This is a genomic window from Sinorhizobium sp. BJ1, from assembly GCF_002531555.1.
In the GTDB taxonomy this organism is placed as follows: domain Bacteria; phylum Pseudomonadota; class Alphaproteobacteria; order Rhizobiales; family Rhizobiaceae; genus Sinorhizobium; species Sinorhizobium fredii_B.
Genome location: NZ_NWTH01000010.1, coordinates 81776 through 104443 on the forward strand (window position 1 = coordinate 81776; position 22668 = coordinate 104443).

Below are 22668 nucleotides of genomic sequence, written 5' to 3' on the forward strand. Positions count from 1 at the left end.
GAACAGAGGCTATTCCATGACGAGACAACCCAAGCTCACCTTCATCGGCGCCGGCTCGACCGTCTTCATGAAGAACATCATCGGCGACGTTCTGCAGCGGCCGGCGCTTTCGGCCGCAACGATCGCCTTGATGGACCTGAACCCGGAGCGCCTCGCCGAAAGCGAGATCGTCGCCGGCAAGCTGGTGCGCACCCTTGGCGTCCAAGCAAAGGTCGAAACCCATTCGAACCAGCTGACGGCCCTGGAAGGCGCCGATTTCGTCGTCGTCGCCTTCCAGATCGGCGGCTATGAGCCCTGCACCGTCACCGATTTCGAGGTGCCGAAGAAATACGGCCTGCGCCAGACGATCGCCGACACACTCGGCGTCGGCGGCATCATGCGCGGCCTTCGCACTGTGCCGCATCTCTGGAAGATATGCGAGGACATGCTTCAGGTCTGCCCGGAGGCGATCCTGCTGCAGTACGTCAACCCGATGGCGATCAACACCTGGGCGATCGCCGAAAAATTCCCGACGATCAAGCAGGTCGGCCTCTGCCACTCGGTGCAGGGGACGGCCTTCGAGCTTGCCCGCGACCTTGAAATTCCGCTCGAGGAAATTCGCTACCGGGCCGCGGGCATCAACCACATGGCCTTCTATCTGAAGTTCGAGCATCGCCAGAACGACGGCAGCTACCGCGACCTCTATCCGGATCTGATCCGCGGCTATCGCGAAGGGCGGTTCCCGAAGCCCAGCCACTGGAACCCGCGCTGCCCGAACAAGGTGCGCTACGAGATGCTGACGCGGCTCGGCTATTTCGTCACCGAGAGCTCGGAGCACTTCGCCGAATACACGCCCTATTTCATCAAGGACGGCCGTCCGGACCTGATCGAGAAATTCGGCATTCCGCTCGACGAATATCCGAAGCGCTGCATCGAGCAGATCGAGCGCTGGAAGGGGCAGGCGGCCGCCTACAAGGAGGCCGAGACGATCGAGGTGGCGGAGAGCCACGAATACGCCTCGTCGATCATGAACTCGGTCTGGACCGGCGAGCCATCGGTGATCTACGGCAACCTCAGGAACAACGGCTGCATCACCTCGCTGCCGGAAAACTGCGCCGCCGAAGTCCCCTGCCTCGTCGATGCCTCCGGCATCCAGCCGACCTATGTCGGCGCGCTGCCGCCGCAGCTGACCGCGCTCATCCGCACCAATATCAACGTGCAAGAGCTGACGGTGCAGGCGCTCGTTACCGAAAACCGCGAGCACCTCTATCACGCGGCGATGATGGATCCGCACACGGCCGCCGAGCTCGACCTCGACCAGATCTGGTCGCTCGTCGACGACCTGCTCGTCGCCCATCGAGACTGGATTCCCGAATGGGCCCGTATTTCGAAAAAGGTACAGGCCGCCTGATTTATTTCTCCCGGTCAGGCGACCGATGGCCCCGGAACGTCAGTTCCGGGGCTTTTCTTCGAGTGCCGCCAGCGGCGAGGGCGGAGGAGAGAGCTGCGCCCCTTGCCGGGTCGATCAGGGCAGCAACGCACTGTCCTCACGAGCGCGATCGAGCACGTAGCCGAGATCGTCGGGAAGCATGAAGCCATCGGCGACCAGTCCTTCCGAGGCACGTTTGACCGCCGCGACATAGGCTTCGCTATCGGCATAGCGGTCGCTCAAGGGGTCTCGACTATCGGCATCGCTTCGTTTCCTGGGGAACGGGATGAAGGTACCGGTAAGGCTGCAGAGCTCGCCCTCTCCGAAGCCCCTCTTGCGGAGGTTCCAGCCGGCATAGGTTCCAAGCGGCGCCTGAACATAGGCCATCCTGATACCGCCGAGCGGATTGCCGTCCGTATCTACGGCGGGCAGATATACCGGATAGGCCTTGCCGCGCGACGGCGGTTGGGAGGAGTAATCCATCGCCCTGAGCTCGTTGAAGACCGGCCGCGCCACTTCGCCATTGATCTTCGGCAGTTTCAGCTTGTCCAGGCTGACGAGCGTTCCGTCTGTCAGGCTCGGATAGCGGCTGGGAGGTGGAGCCCTGTCCTCAGAGACCCAGTCCGCCATCGTCACATATAGCGCCCGCATGACCGGCGCGGCGCTCAGCGGATTTGTCGGAAAGGCGCAGGCCGCTTCCTCTCCGGATTTCGCAGACCAATCGTTGGAATGCGGCGCCCCCGCGATGAAATAGAGCCGCACATTGTCAGGCATCTCGATCTGTTTGCCGTCCGGCGACGTCGTGACCAGGGACGCGCGAGCCTGCCAGAACTCGGTCGAGGTGTCGGTATGCATTATCTTCGGGCACGTGTCCGTCGGGCTGCAGACCGAAAGAATGCTGCCGCTCTCGCCGCTCACGGGGTCACGGGTTTCGGTGTATGTGAAGGGGAACTGATCGCCCGGATAGTCGTGGTCCTCGTGCTGGCGCGAATAGCGGCCCGGCTGGGCGAAGCGGAAATTGGTGAAGCTCTTGCGCGAGCCGGCGATATGCGGGATCGCTCCGTCGAAGACCCTGTTACCTTTCTCGTCGGCGTTGAAGCCCTGAAAGATCATGTCGCGAAGGAAGCGCCCCGATTGGGAGATCCCCATGCCGATCGTGTGCTGCACGCCGTCGAGCGGATTTTCCGCCTCGTGACCTTGATTGCCACGCAGGAAAGAGATCAGGTCGCTGGTGGCGGCGAAAGCCAGGCCGGCCGGGACCGCATCCTTTGCCGGGTAGACGAATTCATAGATCGCACCGGCATCCATGTCTGAAGGCCGGGTGATTTCGATTTCCGTCGGACTCCGATATCTGAAGCCCAGCCCCGGCCTTTGTTGCGGCGCGTCGCGGTCCCTGGCGCGGACCGTGAGCCTGGCCTTCGACGGATCGAGGTCGGCCGCCGGGTAAGTGAGTTTCGCCGTGCTCGATCGACCGGGTTTGTCGAAGATGAACTGTTCGCGCGACTGGCCCGTGACGCCGTCAAGGACGGGCAGGTCGATGTTCAGGAACTCGTCGGCAAGGCCCGTCTGCCAACCGCTCCAGACGATGGTGTCGCCGCGCTTCATGAGAAACCCATCGCCGGCGTCCGCGGTGGTGGCTGGGACATTAGTAGACTTGGCGCGGTTAAGGAGTTGGAAGCTCAGGTTCCTGCCGCGGTTCGGCACCTCGTAGAAGAGAAAGGCCGAGCGCTGCGCCGCATTCGACGGCCGCAGGATCGAAACCTCGGTGCTGAACACGACCTCGCCCGACGCATTCGCCGGCGCCTTGTCGATATCCACGATACCGGCGAGGCGCGGCGACTTCGGATCGATGGCAAAAGCGGCGATCGCATCAATCCGTTCGTAGGTACCGATCTCGCCGAAGGCTTTGCCCTCAAAGGCAGGCCCGGACGCCTTGATCTCAAAGGCGATCACGCGGGCCCAGGAATTGCTCGGCAGCAGAGCGAAGGACAGCATGGCTGACATGAAGGCCAAGCGTTTCAACATGTATTTCCTCCAGTTTGGATGAACGGCACCGGGCATTCCTCGATCGGCGACCCTGCCGTCAAACCAGGCCAGGTACGACGAAGACCAGCCAGGCGACCACCGGCCCGATGATGGCGATGAGCGCGCTGTAGACCAGTAGCTGGCGCAGCACGTGCTCGCGCTTGTCGTCCGGCGCGTTGGCAACGACGAGCGCGCCGTTCGTCGAAAACGGGCTGGTATCGACGATCGTCGTCGAGATGGCGATCGCGGCCACGACGCCAATGGCGCTGATCTCGCCCTGCAGCAGGAACGGCACTGCCAAGGGGATGATGGCGCCGAGCAGTGCCGTCGAGGAGGCAAAGGCGGAGACGATCGCCCCGGTGAAGCACAGGAGCAGCGCCACCAGGAGCGGCATGCCCAGACTTGAGATGCCGCTGGCGACATAGTCGATTGTCCCGGCCTTCTCCATGACGCCGACATAGGTGATGATGCCGGTGATCAGCAGCACGGTCGACCAGCTCACCTTGTCGATTGCCGCCTTCTGGGTTTTCGGCGACAGCAGCGCGAGCACGACGGCGACGGTGATCGCCACCAGGCCGACATTGAATTTGAAGACCAGGGCGCCGATGCCGAGCGCCGTCAAGCCGACCAGCGTCGTGATCCTCTCACTGTTCAGTCGCATCGTCGTAGCGGTGTCAGCTGCGGTGCCGTACGTGTGCGCCCGGATCGGCTTGGCAGGCGTGCCGCCATGGCCTCTGATCGACGCCGACACGCCTTCGGGATGCAGTTCGGGCAAGGGACCAAAAGATGCGGGTTGTTGTTTCATCACCCGCGCACCGCCGAACACGAAGAACACCAGCACCGCGATCGCCAGGTTGAAGAAGAAGCTGGAGAGGAAAAGGGATGTCGGCGCGAAAGGCAGGCCTGCCTTGACGACGATCTGGTTGGTGATGCCGCCATAGACGCTGATCGGCGAGAATCCGCCGGCCTGCGCGCCATGGATGACCATCAGGCCCATCATCGCCGGGTGGATGCGGTACTGCACGGCAAAGCTCAGCGCCACCGGCGCCAGAATGGCGACGGCCGCCGGCCCGAGCGCGCCGAATCCGGTGATGACGGCGGCGACCAGGAACATCACCCAGGGAATCCAGGCGACATGGCCGCGCACCAGCCGCACGGCGCATTCGACGAGCCAGTCGATCGTGCCATTGATCTGCGCGATGGCGAAGAGGTAGGTAACGGCGACCAGCGTCAGGAACAGGTCGCTCGGGAAGCCGGCGAAGATATCATTGGCCTTCATGCCGATGATCAGCGATCCGAGCACGAAGGTGCAGCCGAATGCCAGCGCTCCCATGTTGATCGGCTGGATCGTCGCGATGACGAACATGCCGATCAAGAGCAGTATGGATAGGATTTCGATGCTCATGATTCCCCTCCCTCCGGCGCGTCCAGCGCCGTAGTTATCGCTTTCCGAGATTGAAGATGATGTCCGTGCGCCTTCCTCCCAGAGGGCGCGCGGTCACGTCCTGGCGTATAGGTCGGCGTATTGCTGCCGCAGCACGTTCTTCTGGACCTTGCCCATCGTGTTGCGCGGCAAGTCGTCTGCAAAGAGGATGCGTTTGGGTTGCTTGTAGCGCGCCAGCCGGTCCTTGAGCGCGCCGAGGATGGCGCTTTCGTCGAGCGCCGCCTCCGGCTTGCGTACGACGATGGCCGTGACGCCCTCGCCGAAATCGGGATGCGGGACGCCGATCACGGCGCTTTCGGCGACACCCTCGAGCTGGTCGATCTCGCCCTCGACCTCCTTGGGATAGATATTGTATCCGCCGGAAATCACCAGGTCCTTGCTGCGGCCGGAAATATGGACATAGCCATCCCTGTCGATCTTGCCGAGATCGCCACTGATGAAGAACCCATCGGAGGTGAATTCCGCGGCGGTCTTTTCCGGCATCCGCCAGTAGCCCTTGAAGACGTTCGGCCCCTTGATCTCGATCATGCCGGTCTCCTCCGGCGGCAGGGCAGCGCCGGTGGCCGGATCGGTGACGCGCACCGTCACGCCGGGCAGCGGGAAGCCGACCGTTCCGGCAATCCTTTCTCCGTCATAGGGGTTCGAGGTGTTCATGTTGGTCTCGGTCATGCCGTAGCGCTCGAGGATCGCGTGACCGGTACGCTTCCTGAACTCGACATGTGTTTCGGACAGCAGCGGCGCGGAACCGGAAACGAAGAGGCGCATGTTCGCGACCGCCAGCCGGTCGAGGCGCGGGCTCTGCAGGAGGCGCACGTAGAAGGTCGGAACGCCCATCAGGAGCGTCGCCTGCGGCATCAGCGACAAGACCTCTTCCGGATCGAACTTCGGAAGCAGGAACATCGAGGCGCCGGCAAGCAGCGTTACATTCGTGGCGACAAACAGCCCATGGGTATGAAAGAGCGGCAGGGCATGGATCAGCCGATCGCCGGCGGTCACGCGCCAGCAGTCGCGCAAGGTCATGGCATTCGAGAGCAGGTTGCCGTGAGTGAGCATAGCGCCCTTGGACCGGCCGGTCGTTCCCGACGTATAGAGGATCGCTGCCAGGTCATCGGCGGTGCGCGAGGCATCGACGAAGTCGGCCGGTTCGTCGCGGGCGAGATCGAGCAATGAGCCCTTGCCGTCGGCGTCGAGCGTTTCGACGATGGCGCCGTGAGGCTCTGCGATTGTTCGGACACTCTCCCGGGCCGCCGAGGAAACGACGACCAGGCGCGGCTCGGCGTCGCCGATGAAATAGTCGAGTTCGGCGAGCGTATAGGCGGTGTTCAGCGGCAGATAGACCGCGCCGCTGCGCAGGCAGGCGAGATAGAGGATCAGCGCTTCGGGGCTCTTGTCGACCTGTACCGCGACCCGGTCGCCCGGGCGGATGCCGAGCGTATCGATGGCGCCGGCGATGCGGCTCGATAGGTCGCGCGCGTCCTGATAGGACCAGGTCCGGCCGCCATTGAGCCGGATGAACGGCGCATCGCCGGAAGCGGCCGCCCGCATGGCGTCGAAAAGATGGTTGCTCACTTGCGCCCTCCTCCAATCTTGCCGTTCATGACCTGTGCGAACGGTCGCGAAAGTTCGTTCTTGCCGCCACGGCGGCTGTCCCCGTTTCGGCCGATGAGGCTCTTGACGGCCGGCGATGCCGTCACTTCGCCGCGTTGCGCCAGCGCCTCGTGGTTGGCCTCGATGTCCTCGAGCTTGTAGAGGTAGTTGACCATCAGCCCGTGCGCCTGCTGCATGGCCTTGGCGGAGCGGTCGCCGAGGAAATTCAGCCTGTCCAGCCGGGCCCCGTTGCCGAGGTGGAAGCGGGCGACCGGATCGACGGGACGGCCTTCCGGCGTCCGTTCGACCAGGAAATAATGGGCTGCGAGCCGTAGCAACACACGCTCGACCTCGCTTGCCGTGCTCGCGTCATTAACCCATGCCGGATCATCGAGCAGCACCAGCACATTGCGGTCCTCGTCGGTCAGCAGCGGCTCGGCTTCCGGGCTGCGCGCCTTGGCGAGCCAACGGGCAAAGCCCGGAACCGGTGAAAGCGTGACGAAAGTCCTGAGGCCGGGCAGGTCGCGGCGCAGGTCCTCGACGACCTGCTTGATCAGGAAATTGCCGAACGAGATGCCGCGCAGGCCGTCCTGGCAGTTGGAGATCGAATAGAACACGGCGGTCGTCGCCTGGTCGGGATTGATCTGCTCCCGGCCTTCGTCGAGCACGTCCTTGATGGCGCTTGGGACGGATCGGGTGAGCGCCACTTCGACGAAGACGAGCGGCTCGTCCACCAGTCGCGGGTGGAAGAAGGCAAAGCAGCGCCGGTCGGCCGGCGCCAGGCGACGGCGCAATTCCTCCCAGCCGGCGATCTCGTGCACCGCCTCGTATTTGATGATCTTTTCGAGGATGTGCGCCGGCGTCGTCCAGTCGATCGGGCGCAGCGTCAGGAAGCCCCGATTGAACCAGGAGCCGAACAGATGCGCGAAGTCGGTGTCGACGGCGCGAAATTCCTCGGGGCGCTCCTTCAGCCCAAGCAGTTGCTGACGCATCTGGACGAGCTTGGCCGTGCCGTTCGGCGCCAGGTTCAGCCGGCGCAGAAGCTCCTGGCGGCGCGGTTCCGCCGCCTTGTGAAGCGCGATGATCGCCGTGGGGGTCTTTTCGGCACGGTACCTGTCGACCGCCTTGTCGAGCTTCGCCGTATCGGCACCGAATTTCTCAGAGAACATGTGCAGGAACTGCTGCACGCCGGCACTGTCGAGTTTGCTCCAGCGCTCGAGGATCTCGGCGGCAATGGCCATGCCGGAGGCTTCGCCGCGGCTCGACAGCAGCATTTCGCATAGCGTCGCGAGATCGGCTTCGACCGTGGCATCCGTGGTGCGCGAACCGGCAAACAACAGCTTGCGGCCGCGCTCGGTGATACCCTGGAGCATGTCGCTGAAAAAAGAGGTCCCGGGCATGCCACTCTCCTCCTGCTGCATGGGCGGGACGACCGACTAAGGCCTCCGCATTCGCCAGCGTTCTCATTTCTGAGGCTTGGCAGTATAGTATATAAGGTGACACACTGCGTGCACGACGTCAATCGTCGTGTATACAAGAACTTCAGTGCTGTATTATGAGGTCACGAACGAATGTCCGAGAATGTCGGCCGGTGGCTCCGGGACGAGATCGAGAACGCAATCCTTTCCAATGAGTTCGCCCCTGGCGAACGGCTGGACGAGATGGTTCTGGCCAGCCGCTACGGCGTATCGCGGACGCCGGTTCGCGAGGCGCTGATGCAGCTCAATGCGATCGGCCTCATCGAGATTCGGCCTCGGCGCGGCGCCGTCGTCATCGATCCGGGACCGCACCGCATCTACGAAATGTTCGAGGTCATGGCGGAGCTCGAGGGCCTGGCCGGGTCGCTTGCCGCCCGCCGCCTCGACGAGGGTTCCCGTCAGGCGATCACGGCGGCCCACAAGCGCTGCGAGCAATCAGCCGAGGCCGGCGACAGTGACGCCTACTATTACGACAACGAGGAATTCCATAAGGCGATCTACGCGGCAAGCCGCAGCGACTTCCTCGAGGAGCAATGCATGCAACTGCATCGGCGGCTGCGTCCCTATCGTCGGCTGCAGCTGCGCGTGCGCAATCGCCTCTCGACGTCCTTCTCGGAACATTGCGGCATCGTCGGCGCGATCTTTGCTGGGGATGGGGAAGAGGCCCGCCGGCTGCTGCGGACCCATGTGGGCATCCAGGGCGAAAGGTTCAGCGATCTGGTCGCCAGCATGGCGACCAGATGACGGGGGCTAACGCCAAGCTGCCGTCTTCCGGATCCATTCCGTCGTCCGGCCTTCCGGGTCGGCGTTGAGCGTGATGTCGGTGACGACGGCGGCGCAATCGGCGCCATGGGCAAAGACGCCGTCGATCCGATCCGGATTGAGCCCGCCGATCGCTACAAGCGGCAGCGGCTGGACGCGATCGCGCCAGGCGGAAAGCCGCGCCAGGCCCTGCGGCGCCCATTTCATCTGTTTCAGGATCGTCGGATAGATCGGCCCCAGCGCCACATAGTCCGGCTCGGCGGCGAGCGCCGTTTCGAGTTCCGTCTCGTCATGGGTGCTGACGCCTAGCTTCAGCCCGGCGGCGCGGATCGCGCCGAGATCGGCCTCGGCCAGATCCTCCTGACCGAGATGGACGAAGCCGCAACCTTCCTCGATCGCCAGCCGCCAATAGTCGTTGACGATCAGTTGGCAGCCGTGGGCGGCGCAGACCGATTTGGCAATACGGATCTGGCCGCGGATTTCTTCGTCGCTGGAGTCCTTGATCCTGAGTTGCACGAGCTTGACGCCGAGCGGCACCAGCCGTTCGATCCAGGCGGCACTGTCGACGATGAGATAGAAAGGGTCGAGTTTCACGAGAAGACCGCCTTTCCGATGACGGGGGTCGAAGGGACGGCCATGTCACGCGGCTCCAGCATGCCGGCGCCATGGGCCATGTGTCCTGCCTCAATCGCGCTGGCGAAAGCTTCGGCCATGGCGGCCGGATCGGCGGCCCCGGCAACGGCGGTGTTGAGCAGCACGGCGTCATAGCCGAGCTCCATGACCGTTGTCGCATGCGACGGGCGGCCGATGCCGGCGTCGACGATCAGCGGCACGTCGGCAAACGCGGCGCGCATGGTGCGTAGCGCGGCCAGGTTCCGTGGACCCACGGCGCTGCCGATCGGCGCACACCAGGGCATCAGCACCTTGCAGCCGGCCTCGAGCAGCCGTTCCGCAACGATCAGATCATCGGTCGTATAGGGGAACACCTCAAAGCCTTCGCCGGTGAGGATGCCGGCCGCTTCGACGAGGCCGAAGACATCCGGCTGCAGCGTATCATGATGGCCGATCACCTCGAGCTTGATCCAGTTGGTCGCAAACACGTCGCGCGCCATCTTGGCCGTCAGCACCGCTTCCGACACGGAATGGCAGCCGGCTGTGTTCGGCAGCACGTGAACACCGAGCTCGCGGATGAGCTGGAAAAACGCGCCGCCATTCCTGCCGCCGGCTGACTCGCGGCGCAGCGACACCGTAACGATATCGGTGCCCGAGCGGCGCGCGGCTTCGGCAAGTATGGCCGGGGAGGGGTAGCGGGCGGTGCCGAGCAGCAGTCGCGACCGCACCTCGGTTCCATAGAATTGCGGCATGTTCAGCCTCCCTGCATGGGTGACAGGACCTCGATGCGGTCGCTGTCTTTCAGGAGATGGATTCGGCGATCGGCGCTGTGCACCAGCTCGCCATTGACGGCCGTGGCGAGCCAGTCGCCGTCGTATTCGAGGAAAACGAGCAGTTGGGCCAGGGTGGCCGCCTGGAGTTCGTGCTCCTCGCCATTGACGATGAGCTTCATCGGGCATGTCCTCTCTTCAATTGTCCGCCAACGACCAGCGTCGCGACCTCCTCGGCCAGCGCCGGAGACAGGAGGAAGCCGTGACGGTAGAGCCCGTTGACGGTGATGGTGTTCTTCTGCAGGGAGACGCGCGGCAGGTTGTCGGCAAAAGCCGGGCGCACGCCGGTGCCGGTCTCGACGAGGCGCGCCTCGGCGAAGGCCGGATGCAACGCGTAGGCGGCGTTCAACAGCTCCATCAGCGAACGGGCGGTGATCGGGCCGGCGTCGTCGCTCTCAATCATCGTCGCCCCGCACATGAAGAGCCCGTCGCCGCGCGGCACGACATAGAGCGGGATGCGGGGATGCAGCGTGCGCACCGGACGCGAGAGCGCGACCTCATCCGTATGCAGATAAAGCATTTCGCCGCGAACGCCGCGCAGTCCCGCAGCGTCGCCGATCCTTGCGGCGCCGGTGCAATCGACGGTCAGGTCGAAGTCGCTCTCGTCGATATCGCCGCCGAGCGGGACACCGCGGGCTTCGAGGTCCGCCCTGAGTGTCGAAAGTGCGTGGCGCGGGTCGAGATGCGCTTCCTCCGGAAAGAACAGCGCCTCGCGGAAACGGCCGGCAAGCGCCGGCTCGAGCGCGGCGATTTCCTCCGCCGCGAGCCAGCGGAAACCGAAGGTCCGTGAGGCGAAGCGCCTGAGCTCGCCGCTGTCGCGCGGCGGCGCCACGACAAGCGTGCCGTTGCGATGCACGGAACCGGCGGGAAGGGCGGCTTCCCACCAGTCCACTGCGCCGATGCCGCGCGTGAGGACCGCTTCCTCGGCGCTTTCCCGCTCGCACCAAGGCGCCAGCATGCCGCCTGCATACCAGGAGGCGGCGCCGGCGACGCCCGGAGAGGGCTCCGAAACGGCGATCTCCACGCCGCGCGCGACGAGCGCATGGGCGGCCGCAAGGCCGGCGACGCCGGCCCCTTTGATCAGCACGCGCATTCTACTCTCCGGCGGGTTGGCCGGCACCGTCGAGCGGCATGTAGAGGTCGCCGCCGTCGCGGTATTTCGCCGCCATCGCTTCCAGCCCTTCCTTCTGCGCCTCGGCGCGGATGTCGTGGGAAATCCGCATCGAGCAGAATTTCGGGCCGCACATCGAGCAGAAATGCGCGACCTTGTGCGCCTCCTTCGGAAGCGTCTCGTCATGGAAATTGCGGGCCGTTTCCGGATCGAGCGACAGGTTGAACTGGTCCTCCCAGCGGAACTCGAAGCGGGCGCGCGACAGGGCGTCGTCGCGGATGCGAGCGGCCGGATGGCCCTTGGCGAGATCAGCGGCGTGGGCGGCGATCTTGTAGGTGATGACGCCCACCTTGACGTCGTTGCGGTCCGGCAGTCCCAGATGCTCCTTCGGCGTGACGTAGCAGAGCATGGCGGTGCCGAACCAGCCGATCATCGCCGCGCCGATGCCGGAGGTGATGTGGTCGTAGCCAGGGGCGATGTCGGTCGTCAGCGGCCCTAGCGTGTAGAAGGGCGCCTCGCCGCAGACTTCAAGCTGCTTGTCCATGTTCTCCTTGATCTTGTGCATCGGCACGTGGCCGGGGCCCTCGATCATCACCTGGCAGTCCTTCGCCCAGGCGATCTGCGTCAGTTCGCCGAGCGTTTCGAGCTCCGCGAACTGCGCCGCATCGTTGGCGTCGGCGATCGAGCCGGGGCGCAGCCCGTCGCCGAGCGAGAAGGAGACGTCATAGGCACGGCAGATGTCGCAGATCTCGTCGAAATGCTCGTAGAGGAAGCTTTCGCGATGGTGGTGCAGGCACCACTTGGCCATGATCGAGCCGCCGCGCGAGACGATGCCGGTGACGCGGTTGACGGTCAGCGGAATGTAATGCAGCCGCACGCCGGCATGGATGGTGAAATAGTCGACGCCCTGTTCGGCCTGCTCGATCAGCGTGTCGCGGAAGACCTCCCAGGTCAGGTCCTCGGCGATGCCGTTTACCTTCTCCAGCGCCTGGTAGAGCGGCACCGTGCCGATCGGCACCGGCGAATTGCGGATGATCCAATCACGGATATTGTGGATGTTGCGGCCGGTCGAAAGGTCCATGACCGTGTCAGCGCCCCAGCGCGTCGCCCAGACCATCTTCTCGACTTCCTCGGCCATCGACGAGGTGACGGCGGAATTGCCGATATTGGCGTTGATCTTCACCAGGAAGTTCCGGCCGATGATCATCGGCTCGGATTCCGGATGGTTGATATTGGCCGGAATGATCGCCCGCCCGCTCGCCACTTCCTGGCGGACGAATTCCGCAGTGACGAAATCGGGCACCGCCGCGCCGAAGCTCTCGCCGTCGCGCTGAAGCGTCTCTTTCGCCGCCTTGCGGCCGAGGTTCTCGCGGATGGCGATGAATTCCATCTCCGGCGTGATGATGCCCGCCCGGGCATAGGCAAGCTGCGTGACCGCTTGCCCCGGCCTGGCTCTCAGCGGCTGGTGGCGCAGGGGGAATTCCGCCGTCAGCCGCTCGCCGGTGGCAAAACCGTTGTCCTCCGCCTTGACGGCGCGTCCGTCGTAGCTTTCGACATCGCCGCGAGCAAGAATCCAGTCGCGGCGAAGACGTGGCAGGCCTTGATCGATGCGGATGTCGGCGTCCTCCAGCGTGTAGGGCCCGGAGGCATCATAGACGGTGACCGGCGGCTCGCCGGATGTCGGATGCAGCGCGATCTCGCGCATAGGCACGCGGATATCGGCATGGATCTCTCCCGCCTTGTAGACCTTGCGGGACGCCGGAAGCGGCCCCTGCGTGACCGACGGTGTCGCGGGGTGAGGCTTGAAAACGTTCATCTTGAGGCTCCAAAGTTTTCGCGTTGGAGACCCAGTTCTGAAGCCGGAAGGATGAAAAGACGTATCGCCGATGGATCGTGGGAAATACGGAATCCTGGCATCAAGCGTCTGCACCGTCCCTACGCCAGTATGAACTGGATCAGGTTCAACGGGTCACTGCGCGCTCTAGCAGTATCTCAGCCCCTTGCCGGGACCCCCCTGGTGAATGGACGCCAATAGTCATCGATATCGCCGCGCCGTCAAGACTGTTTTTATCGGAAGGCGGGATCGGCGAGGTCGCGACGGTGGATGCCGCGTTGAAAGTCCGGTCTTGGCCGAGATGCAAGTAGATCGGCCCGGGCTGCGACCATCGCCCGGCAGGCCTGGTCCGCTTCGCGGCCTTTGATCACAAAGGCGGATGTGCGCCTCCGTCTCCTGGAAATTACGAGGCGTCAATACAGCCGACAGAAACGGCACCCCCGTGTCGAGCTGGACGCGCATAATGCCGTCGAGAACGGTTCTGGCAAACGAAATCGTGGCGGTAAATTGCCGCCATCGACCACAAACGCGCAGCCATCGCTTGATATTCGCCGGGCGCCAGCGTTTGAGCCTGGAGCGGGATCTCCAGCGCACCCGGTACGTCGAAGAGATCGACTTCTGTTCGCCGGCCGCCGAGGGCTTCCCATTCATCGACGAAGGCGTTTGCGCTCTGGTCGACGATATCGGCGTGCCAGCGTGCGCGGACAACGGCGACCCTGGTCTGGTTCACCTTTACTGCAATGGTCATGAACTCGTGCCTTTCAGGAGTCGTTTGCGGCCTTGCCTCAGGCTACCGAGATCAGGCGGCCCGGCTTCCGGGCCGCAGCCAGCCCGGCCCGCATCGCGAAGGCGCCCTGGATGACCTGGGTGGCCAGGATCTTCAACTGATCGGCAATTGCGGCGTCGCTCGGTTCTTCGCCTCGCGAGAAACGGCAGGAGGCGCTGTTGATGCCGACACCGAGCGGGGTCGGCCAGCCGCGCAGAGCATGGACGATGGAGCGCAGCGCGACCAGCGTCGTGCCGGCCGCCTGCGGGCCATAGGCGCAGGTAATGCAACCGACCGCGCGCCCGTCGAGATAGACCGCAGGGTCGTTGCGCATGTCTTCGGTGTAGTCGAGCGCGTTCGTGACGAGCTTCGGCCTTACCGCAAGCGTCGCGGCCCGCGCGCGGCCGCTGCCGGCAGCCGCCCCGAACATCGATCAGGCTTCGTCGCTGGCGGCGAAAGACCGTGAAGTCCTGGATCGGATCGACCATCTGTTCGCCGAACAGCAACTGGCCCGTGATGAAAACCTGACCCTGTCGCGGCTGGCGCGGCGCGCCGGGGTGCCGGCCCGGCAGATATCCGGTGCAGTCAACCCGTTGGCGCGCAAGAACGTCTCTCAATATATCAACGATTTCCGAATTGCCGAAGCCTGCCGGCTCCTTCGGGAAACCGACATGTCGGTGACCGCAGCGATGTTCGAATCCGGTTTTCAAACGAAGTCGAACTTCAATCGGGAATTCCGCCGCGTGACCTCCCTCAGCCCGGCTTCCTGGCGCGAGCGAAACCGGGCGTCTTCAATGTGCTCTACAGCGCCACGCGTCTTATCAGGCGCGCAAAGATTGCTGTAGCACTTTGAATTGCTCCATGTTTATCCTTAAATTGGCTGCCATCTGAGCAAGCATGCAGTAGTGCCGGCGCCTGAGGTTGTCGGGGTTTCGCACCACTGCTCACTTCCGAAGCGATGCTTAATTGGGGGAGATGCCCGTCGGCCAGAGGGGTAATTGCCACCCATTTCCGTTGTCAGTTGGAACTTGTCGCCTCCGAAACGGAGGCGCGCGAAATCAGCGTCGTGGGCAGAACAATGTGCCGAGGTTCCGCAGCCTCGCCCTTCATGCGCGCCACCAGGAGCTTCGCCACGGCTTCGCCAAGCCGATAGACGGGCTGGTCGACGACGGTGATCGGCGGGGTCGTGACGCTCGTCCAGTCCGCATCGTGGAAGGTGATCAGCGACACGTCATCGGGGATCCGGAGGGACAGTTCGCGGATCACCTTGAACACTTCCAGGGCGATGAGGCTGTCGGAGGCCAGTATCGCGGTCGGCCGCTCGTGTGAGCCGAGAAGCTCGAGGGCAAGTTTGCGGGTTTCGGCGCGGCCGTTGGCGCCGAGCCGGATCAAACCGGTGGGATCGAGGATCCGCGCCCTTTGGCAGGCAGCGAGGAACCCTTCGATGCGCAGGCGAACCGAGGCCGTGTGAATGTCTTCGATGGTAGCGTAGCGGTGCTCCGGCGTATCGCAGGCGGTGATATAGGCGATCTTGCGGTGACCCCGGCCAATCAACAGCTCTGTCGCCGCCTCTGCCGCCTCACGGTCGTCGACGGTAACCGCGTCGACCGACAGGCCTGGTATGGCGCGGTCCAGAAGCGCCAGCGGCCTTCCGGATCGAACCACGTCCTCGAGATGCGACGTCTCACGAGCGCGCGAGGGCGTGACGATCAGACCGTCGACGCGTTTGGCGAGCAGGGTTTTGACCGCGGCTTTTTCGGCTTCGATGTCCTCGCCGGAGTTTGCGAGGATGACGTTGAACCCGGCGGTTTTGGCAATATCCGCGATGCCGCGTACCGCGGCACTGAAGAACGGGTTCTCGATATCGCCGACGACGACGCCGATCGTCCCCGATCGGCCGGTCGTCATGCTGCGTGCCAGCTCGTTCGGCCTGTAGTCGAGCCTGCGCGCCGCCTGCAGGACGTTTTCCCGGACGCCGTCGCTGACCGTTCCATAGCCGCCGAGAACGCGCGCAGCGGTGGCTTTCGATACGTTTGCGGCGCGCGCGACGTCGGCCACCGTGACAGAGGGTTTTCGCGGGAGATGCTCATCCATGCATTAGCATTACAAGAGATGTTGACGAGTGGTCAATGCGCAGCTAACAATCATCAAGTCCGGAAGAGACCGGTCTCATTCACAAAAGAGACCGGTCTCATCGGATAAGCTGCACCGGCATGCCGAAAAGGCATTTCGCCGGACGGGCCGTGCCGACCTCCTGTCCGCACGCGACTGCTCTGCCTGAAAGGCACCGTCGGCGCAGCAATAACGGAACACCAGAGCGGAGAACCTCTTGATGAACATGATGAAGACTGGAGCATCGTTGCTCACTCGAACGCGCGCCTCTTTTGTGGCGCTTGCGCTGTCTGTCCTCGGTGCCGCCGTTTCGGGCGCCACCGCCGAGGAAAACAAGCTGGGACTCATCGACCCCAAGGTGATCAGCGTCGGAACCATGGGGGACGCCAAGCCCTATACGTTCGCCACCGCCGATGGCCAGTTCACCGGTTTCGATATCGAGCTCTTCCTCAATGTCGCCGAGCGCATCGGCTACAAGAAGGATCAGGTCGTCTTCACCGGCCAGGAATTTTCGGCGCTGATGCCATCCGTCGCCAATGGACGCTTCGATGTGGCGGTTGCCGCCATCGGGACGACCGAGCAGCGCAAGAAAACGGTTGATTTCTCCGACGGCTACCTTGCCGGCTATCTGTCCATCCTCACGGCCGACGAGGCGATCAATAAGCCTGAGGGCCTGAAAGGCAAGCGCCTCGGCGTCGTGCAAGGAACATTGCAGGAAATCTACGCGCAAAAGAACTTCGCCGGCACGGATCTGGTCAAGTTCCCGGACAACAATTCGGCGGTCGTCGCTCTCAACAACGGGACGATCGACGCCCACTTCCTCGATTACGAAGCCGCCAAGGACTACACCGGCCGTTACGACAACCTGAAGGTGACGGTCAATATCCCGAGCTTCGATGCGCCCGCGGGCTTCGTCATCCGCCAGGGCAATGACGGCCTGCGCGAAGCGCTGAACGAGGGACTGCATGCGGCCATGCAGGACGGAACCTGGAAGACGCTTTACCAAAAGTGGTTCCCGGGCTCTCCGATGCCGGACGAATACCTTCCCAAGAACTAGTGATCCGCGCCCGGTCGCCTATACGGCGGCCGGGCCGCCGGGATTGAAGGGGCAAGGACATTCCCATGAATTGGCTTGAAAATCTGCGCCGCAGCTTCCTCGACTGGGAAGCAATGGCGGAAGTGCTGCCGACGATGATTGCCGTCGGCCTGAAGAACACCCTTATTCTCGCGGCGGCCTCGACGGTGCTCGGCGTCGTCATCGGCATGATGCTGGCGATCATGGGCATCTCGCGCTCGCCTTGGCTGCGCATCCCGGCAAGGGTCTATACAGACATCTTCCGCGGCCTGCCCGCGATCGTCACCATCCTTTTGATCGGCCAGGGTTTTGCGCGGCTCGGTCGCGACATCTTCGGGCCGTCTCCCTACCCGCTCGGCATCCTGGCGCTGAGCCTCATTGCCGGCGCCTATATCGGCGAGATCTTCCGCTCGGGTATCCAGAGCGTCGAGCGCGGGCAAATGGAGGCCTGCCGGGCGCTCAGCATGAGCTATGGCCAGGGCATGCGGCTGATCGTCGTGCCCCAGGGCGTCAGGCGGGTGCTGCCGGCGCTGGTCAACCAGTTCATCGGCAACGTCAAGGATTCGAGCCTGGTCTATTTCCTCGGCCTGCTTGCTTCGGAGCGGGAGATCTTCCGTGTCGGCCAGGATCAGGCCGTGGTCACGGGCAACCTCTCTCCGCTGCTGCTCGCCGGTGTCTTCTATCTGGTCATCACCGTGCCACTCACCCATGTCGTCAACGCGATCGACAACCGCCTGCGCCTCGGCAAGCAGCACCCGGGCGGGGTCACCAGCGGCCTCGACGAGGTCAGCGAGCTGGAGTCGGAAGGCAAGGCCAAGGACGAAACCCTGCCGGTCTTCAAGGGCGGCAGCCTGGAGGTACGCAAGCTCAGCATGGCCTATGGCGATCTCGACGTGCTGAAGGGCGTCGATCTGACAGTCAAGCCTGGAACCGTTACCTGCGTCATCGGCCCATCCGGTTCCGGCAAGTCGACGCTGCTTCGCTGCCTCAATCGCCTTGTCGAGCCGAAAGGTGGCGACATTCGTCTCGACGGCGAGAGCATTCTTGCCATGAAACCTGAGAAATTGCGCCGCCGGGTCGGCATGGTCTTCCAGCATTTCAACCTCTTTCCCGATCACACGGCACTCGAAAACGTCATGCTGTCGCTGGTGAAGATCAAGGGCATGCCGAAGGAGGAGGCCGGGCGGATAGCCATGGCGGGCCTCGACGATGTCGGGCTTGCCGGCCGCAAGCATCACCGCCCGGGGAGTCTTTCGGGTGGGCAGCAGCAGCGCGTCGCGATTGCGCGGGCCCTGGCGATGGAGCCGGAGGTTATTCTCTTCGACGAGGTGACGAGCGCGCTCGATCCGGAACTGGTGAAGGGCGTCCTGAGCCTGATGGCCGATCTTGGCCGCCGGGGCATGACGATGGTCGTCGTCACCCACGAAATGGGCTTCGCCCGCCGCGTCGCCGATCAAGTCGTCTTCATGGACGAAGGCAAGGTCATCGAAGCCGGCCCGCCGCAGCAGATCTTCGATCGCCCGCAAAGCGAACGGCTGAAACGCTTCCTGGCGGAAGTCCTCTAGCCGTGTCGCCCGAAACACCGAAATCTTCATCAAACCTTTGAGTCATAGGCCTGGAAGAAAATCCCATGCAGAAGAACAGAGTATCGAAAGTCGTCATCATCGGCGCCGGCATCTTCGGCGTATCCACCGGCCTGCAACTGGCGCGTCGAGGAATAGAGGTGACCATCGTCAATGACGGTCCCCCGGCAAACGGTGCCTCCGGCCGTTCGCTCTCCTGGCTCAATTCCTCGCGCATGCGTTCGCAGGCCTATCACCGCCTGCGCATGGCCGGTATCGACCGTTATCGGACGCTTAAGGCCCGTCAGCCGGATGCGGATTGGCTGTCGTTCGACGGTGGCCTCACCTGGGATGCGGACGACGAGACGAACGAGATCGAGGCCGCTTATCGCCACGAAGTCTCGCTCGCCTATGATGCGCTCCATCTGGCGCCAGACGCCGTCGCAAAGATCACCCCCGGCGTGGACGCAAGAGCGATCACCAGGCAGGGGGCGATTTTCAACCCCGGCGAGGGCTGGGTCGACCTGCCGAAGCTGATCGGCGTGCTGCTTGCCGAATTCGCCGAACGCGGCGGCACACTGGTCACCGATAGCGGCCGCGCCAGCGTGGTCGTAGAGGGCGGGCGTGCCTTGGGTGCTTCGACGTCCTCGGGAACCGTCTATCGCGGCGATGTCGTCCTTCTTGCGACGGGGCCGTCCGTGCCGAAGATGGTCGCGGAGGCCGGCCAGCGGATCGACGATGCAACGCCGGTGTCGCTGCTCGTGACGACGAGACCTGTCGAACTGCCCTTGAAGGCGGTACTCAATACACCGCGCGTCGCGATCCGCCCGGCGCCCGAGCAGCGCTTCGTTCTCGATGCCGCCTGGTCCGAGGAGGAAGTCGTCGAGACATCGGAGGGAAACTACGAGGTGAGGGCCGAAACGCTCGAGGGTCTGCTCGCCGAGGCTTCCAGGGTTCTTGAGGGCAATCCAAGGCTGGAACTCGAAGGCTATGGCGTCGGCCGCAAGCCGATCCCGGGCGATGGCGAGCCAGTCTTCGGCGAACTCAAGGCGATCCGGAGTTATTTCGTCGCCTTCAGCCATAGCGGAGCGACGCTTGGCCTGATCGCCGGCGAGCTTCTGGCTTTCGAAATCGCCACGGGTGAGAAGCACCCCATGCTCGCGAATTTCCGACCGGAAAGATTCGAAGCTGCCTGACGCCGCGAGCATGCTTGCCCGGCCGACCGTCTGGCCAGCCGGGCAGGCAGGTTTACGCGTTCAGCGATTTTGCCAAAGGCATGACGCGGATCCGCTTGCCGAGCGCCTTGTAGGCGGCGTTGGCAACGGCAGGGCCGATCGGCGGCACGCCGGGCTCGCCGATACCGGAGGGCGGGTTTGCGGAGGCGACGATGTGGACCTCGACTGCCGGCATCGCATCGATCCGCAGCGGCGTATAGAGGTCGAAATTGCCCTGGTCGACCTTGCCGTCAGTCAGAGTGATTTCCTCGCCGAATATGGCGCTGAGCCCGAAGCCGATCCCGCCCTCGACCTGGGCGCGGATCTGATCCGGATTGATCGCCAGGCCGCAATCCACCGCCGCGACGACGCGTTCCACCTTGATCTGTCCTTTGCCGTCGGTCGAGACCTCGGCGATCTCGGCGACCACGGAACCGAAGCTCTCGGCGATGGCCACGCCGCGGAAGCGTCCTTCCGGCAAGGGCTTCTGCCAACCGGCTTTTTCCGCCACCAGCTTGAGAACCGTTGCGTGACGCGACTCCGGCTCGAGCATGGAGAGACGGAATTCGATCGGATCGCGTCCCGCCGCCTCGGCGACTTCGTCGAGGAAGGTCTCTGCGGCGAAGGCGGTGTGCGTCGAGCCGACCGAGCGCCACCATAGAACGGGAACGCCCACCTCCGTGCTCGTCAGGCCGACTGTCTGGTTGGGAATAGTGTAGGGCAGATTGCTTGCCCCCTCGACGGAGGTCGGGTCGACCCCGTTCTTGACCATACCCTCGAACGCCGTCTTTGCCACGATGGATTGGCCGACGATGTGATTGTTCCAGGCCACGAGTTTTCCGCCGTCGTCGATGGCGGCCTTGAGGCTGTGCACATAGGCGGGTCGATAGCGGCCCCCCCGCATGTCGTCCTCGCGGGTCCATTGCAGCTTTACCGGCGCACGGAAACCGATGGCCTTGGCCACATGCACCGCCTCGACGACGACGTCACCGTCGAAGACCGCCCGCCGGCCAAAGCTGCCGCCGGTCTTCATGACATGCAGGCGTACCTTCTCAGGGGCGATTCCGGCCGCATCTCCAGCGAGTTTCTGGTAAACGTCCGTGAACTGGTGCCCGCCCCAGATTTCCAGAGTGCCGTCTTCGTTCATGCGCGCGACCGCGTTCAGCGGTTCCATCGCCGCATGCGCCAGGTAGGGGAACTCGAAACTCGCCTCGATGACTTTCGCGGCCTTAGCGAATTCAGCCTCGGCGTCGCCGTCCTTACGCGCGACCGCCGCCGGGGGCTTCTTCACGAGGTCGCGGTACATGGACATGAGCTGCTGCGTTCCACGCTTTTCCGCTCCTGCCTCGTCCCATTCGACGGTGACGGCTTCGCGTCCCTTGATCGACGCCCACATGTTTTCACCGACCACGGCGACACCGCGCGGCGTTTCAACGACGTCGACAACGCCCTTGATGGCGCGCGCGGCCGCCGCATCGAAGGACTTCACCTTGGCGCCGAAAAGCGGCGGATGGATGATCACCGCAGTCAGCATGCCGGGAAGCTTGACGTCGATCGTATATTGCTCCGTCCCGTTCGCCTTGCGGGCGCTGTCGAAACGCTTCAGTTCGGAATTGCCGATGAGCTTCCAGTCGCTCGGCTGCTTCAGCGTCACATCCGGGGGCACCGGCATTGTTGCCGCCTTGGCGGCGAAGACGCCGAAACCGCCGTTCTTGCCGGAGGGATGGGAGAGAACGCCCTTCTCGACGGCGATTTCGGCCGAATCGACACCCCACTCGGAGGCCGCGGCGGCAACCAGCATGGCGCGGGCCGCGGCACCCGCCTTGCGATAGCGTTCCCACGAGGTCACCATGGAGGTCGAGCCTCCGGTTCCCTGCATCGTACCGCCGAAGGCGATGTTGCCGTAGGCTTTGATATTGCCGGCAGCCCCCTTCACGTCGATCGTCGACCAGTCGGCATCGAGTTCCTCTGCCACCAGCGTGGCGATGCCGTTATAGGAGCCTTGCCCCATTTCGAACTGGGAGGAAAGGACGGTCACCTTTCCATCGCCATCGATCGTGAGATAGGGGGAAAAGGCATGTGAACCGTGTGTTGTCGCCGTCTCGCTCGCCGCCGCCGGCGACGCAGACAGGAGGCGGAAGCCGATGGCAAGGCCGGTGCCGGTCGCCAGCGCGCCGATCAGGAATTGCCGCCGCGAAGCCTCGACCCGCGCGGCGGGGAGGGTAACCGATTGCATCAGTTTTGGTAGCATGGTTCAGCCCTCCAGGCGCTTTGCGGCTTCGTGAATGCCGGCACGGATGCGATGATAAGTGGCGCACCGACAGAGATTGCCCGACATCGCAGCGTCGATGTCCTCGTCGTTGGGCCTCGGATTGCTCGTCAGCAGTTCTGTCGCCGACATGATCTGGCCCGACTGGCAGTAGCCGCACTGCGGGACGTCGAGATCGGCCCAGACGGCCTGCACCGCTTCTGCGACCTTGCCCTTCAGGCCCTCGATTGTGGTGATCTGCGCGCCTTCGATGTCGCCGATCATGGTCTGACAGGATCGGACCGCCGAACCGTCGACATAGACTGTGCAGGCGCCGCATTGCGCCATGCCGCAGCCGAACTTCGTGCCGGTTAATCCAACCAGATCACGGATCACCCAAAGAAGCGGCATATCCGCCTCGGCATCGACCGAATGTTCGACGCCGTTGATAGTCACAATTGCCATGGTGTGCTCCTCGCGTTGAGACGCGGATCTCGGGATGGTCGGAAAATACCGCTCGCGCGCCGCAGCCATTCGCCAGGCTGCAGCGGCAGATTAGAAGACAAGCTTCCGGCCCGGTAGATTCGATCCTGTCGGATA

The 22668-nt window shown here is 63.8% G+C and carries 18 protein-coding genes, 2 pseudogenes and 1 riboswitch; of the genes and pseudogenes, 6 read left to right on the top strand and 14 right to left on the bottom strand.

Annotated elements, in window-relative coordinates; genetic code table 11:
- The first annotated feature begins 16 nt into the window (after positions 1-16).
- The gene (locus tag CO676_RS16070; RefSeq protein ID WP_097521795.1) at positions 17-1390 is read left to right on the top strand and encodes an alpha-glucosidase/alpha-galactosidase; all 1374 of its coding nucleotides are present in this window, start codon (positions 17-19) and stop codon (positions 1388-1390) included.
- A 114-nt stretch (positions 1391-1504) separates the two neighbouring features.
- Here the strand turns inward: CO676_RS16070 and CO676_RS16075 are convergent, their stop codons facing one another.
- From CO676_RS16075 to CO676_RS16090, 4 genes are all read right to left on the bottom strand, one after another.
- Entirely contained in the window at positions 1505-3433 is a 1929-nt protein-coding gene (locus CO676_RS16075) for an alpha/beta hydrolase domain-containing protein (RefSeq protein WP_097521796.1), read from the bottom strand.
- 58 nt (positions 3434-3491) lie between these two features.
- Positions 3492-4838 carry an SLC13 family permease gene (locus CO676_RS16080; RefSeq protein ID WP_097521797.1) on the bottom strand — a complete coding sequence of 449 codons (1347 nt, stop codon included), beginning with the start codon at positions 4836-4838 and terminating at the stop codon, positions 3492-3494.
- Positions 4839-4931: 93 nt separating this feature from the next.
- A complete protein-coding gene (locus tag CO676_RS16085; RefSeq protein ID WP_097521798.1) occupies positions 4932-6446 on the bottom strand; it encodes a malonyl-CoA synthase in 1515 nt (504 codons plus the stop codon).
- The gene (locus tag CO676_RS16090; protein ID WP_097521799.1) at positions 6443-7864 is read right to left on the bottom strand and encodes a malonyl-CoA decarboxylase; all 1422 of its coding nucleotides are present in this window, start codon (positions 7862-7864) and stop codon (positions 6443-6445) included. Before CO676_RS16090 ends, CO676_RS16085 begins: the two co-directional genes overlap by 4 nt.
- A 171-nt stretch (positions 7865-8035) precedes the next feature.
- On the opposite strand from CO676_RS16090, the gene CO676_RS16095 reads away from it, so the two are divergent.
- On the top strand, positions 8036-8686 hold the full coding sequence (locus tag CO676_RS16095) for a GntR family transcriptional regulator (protein WP_097521800.1): 651 nt from the start codon (positions 8036-8038) through the stop codon (positions 8684-8686).
- A gap of 6 nt (positions 8687-8692) precedes the next feature.
- On the opposite strand, the gene CO676_RS16100 is transcribed toward CO676_RS16095, so the two are convergent.
- The 7 genes and pseudogenes from CO676_RS16100 to CO676_RS16130 all read right to left on the bottom strand — a co-directional run bounded on the left by CO676_RS16100 (position 8693) and on the right by CO676_RS16130 (position 14191).
- Complete coding sequence (locus CO676_RS16100; RefSeq protein WP_014763040.1) at positions 8693-9298, bottom strand: thiamine phosphate synthase; 606 nt, start codon at positions 9296-9298, stop codon at positions 8693-8695.
- Positions 9295-10068, bottom strand: coding sequence for a thiazole synthase (locus CO676_RS16105; protein WP_097521801.1), 774 nt, complete (start codon positions 10066-10068; stop codon positions 9295-9297). Before CO676_RS16105 ends, CO676_RS16100 begins: the two co-directional genes overlap by 4 nt.
- A 2-nt stretch (positions 10069-10070) precedes the next feature.
- Complete coding sequence (gene thiS, locus CO676_RS16110; RefSeq protein WP_097521802.1) at positions 10071-10268, bottom strand: sulfur carrier protein ThiS; 198 nt, start codon at positions 10266-10268, stop codon at positions 10071-10073.
- A complete protein-coding gene (gene thiO, locus CO676_RS16115; RefSeq protein ID WP_097521803.1) occupies positions 10265-11239 on the bottom strand; it encodes a glycine oxidase ThiO in 975 nt (324 codons plus the stop codon). The genes thiS and thiO overlap by 4 nt, the downstream gene beginning before the upstream one ends.
- A 1-nt stretch (position 11240) precedes the next feature.
- Complete coding sequence (thiC, locus tag CO676_RS16120; RefSeq protein ID WP_097521804.1) at positions 11241-13073, bottom strand: phosphomethylpyrimidine synthase ThiC; 1833 nt, start codon at positions 13071-13073, stop codon at positions 11241-11243.
- A 98-nt stretch (positions 13074-13171) separates the two neighbouring features.
- A riboswitch (TPP riboswitch) is annotated at positions 13172-13283 on the bottom strand.
- A 41-nt stretch (positions 13284-13324) separates the two neighbouring features.
- Positions 13325-13839, bottom strand: a pseudogene (locus CO676_RS16125) (6,7-dimethyl-8-ribityllumazine synthase).
- Between the two features lie 37 nt (positions 13840-13876).
- On the bottom strand, positions 13877-14191 hold the full coding sequence (locus tag CO676_RS16130; RefSeq protein WP_245424330.1) for a hypothetical protein: 315 nt from the start codon (positions 14189-14191) through the stop codon (positions 13877-13879).
- 37 nt (positions 14192-14228) lie between these two features.
- On the opposite strand from CO676_RS16130, the pseudogene CO676_RS16135 reads away from it, so the two are divergent.
- Positions 14229-14702: pseudogene (locus CO676_RS16135) on the top strand (AraC family transcriptional regulator); the annotation flags it as partial.
- A 172-nt stretch (positions 14703-14874) separates the two neighbouring features.
- Here the strand turns inward: CO676_RS16135 and CO676_RS16140 are convergent.
- Positions 14875-15951, bottom strand: coding sequence for a LacI family DNA-binding transcriptional regulator (locus CO676_RS16140; protein ID WP_097521805.1), 1077 nt, complete (start codon positions 15949-15951; stop codon positions 14875-14877).
- 238 nt (positions 15952-16189) lie between these two features.
- Between CO676_RS16140 and CO676_RS16145 the strand changes: the two genes are divergently transcribed.
- From CO676_RS16145 to CO676_RS16155, 3 genes are all read left to right on the top strand, one after another.
- Positions 16190-17026, top strand: coding sequence for an ABC transporter substrate-binding protein (locus tag CO676_RS16145; protein ID WP_014763048.1), 837 nt, complete (start codon positions 16190-16192; stop codon positions 17024-17026).
- Between the two features lie 65 nt (positions 17027-17091).
- The gene (locus tag CO676_RS36785; protein WP_097521806.1) at positions 17092-18609 is read left to right on the top strand and encodes an amino acid ABC transporter permease/ATP-binding protein; all 1518 of its coding nucleotides are present in this window, start codon (positions 17092-17094) and stop codon (positions 18607-18609) included.
- A gap of 65 nt (positions 18610-18674) precedes the next feature.
- On the top strand, positions 18675-19802 hold the full coding sequence (locus CO676_RS16155) for an FAD-binding oxidoreductase (RefSeq protein ID WP_097521807.1): 1128 nt from the start codon (positions 18675-18677) through the stop codon (positions 19800-19802).
- 52 nt (positions 19803-19854) lie between these two features.
- Here the strand turns inward: CO676_RS16155 and CO676_RS16160 are convergent, their stop codons facing one another.
- Positions 19855-22071: a xanthine dehydrogenase family protein molybdopterin-binding subunit gene (locus tag CO676_RS16160; protein WP_097521808.1), complete on the bottom strand. Its 2217-nt coding sequence runs from the start codon at positions 22069-22071 to the stop codon at positions 19855-19857.
- Positions 22072-22074: 3 nt separating this feature from the next.
- On the bottom strand, positions 22075-22533 hold the full coding sequence (locus tag CO676_RS16165) for a (2Fe-2S)-binding protein (RefSeq protein WP_097521809.1): 459 nt from the start codon (positions 22531-22533) through the stop codon (positions 22075-22077).
- Positions 22534-22668 lie beyond the last annotated feature (135 nt).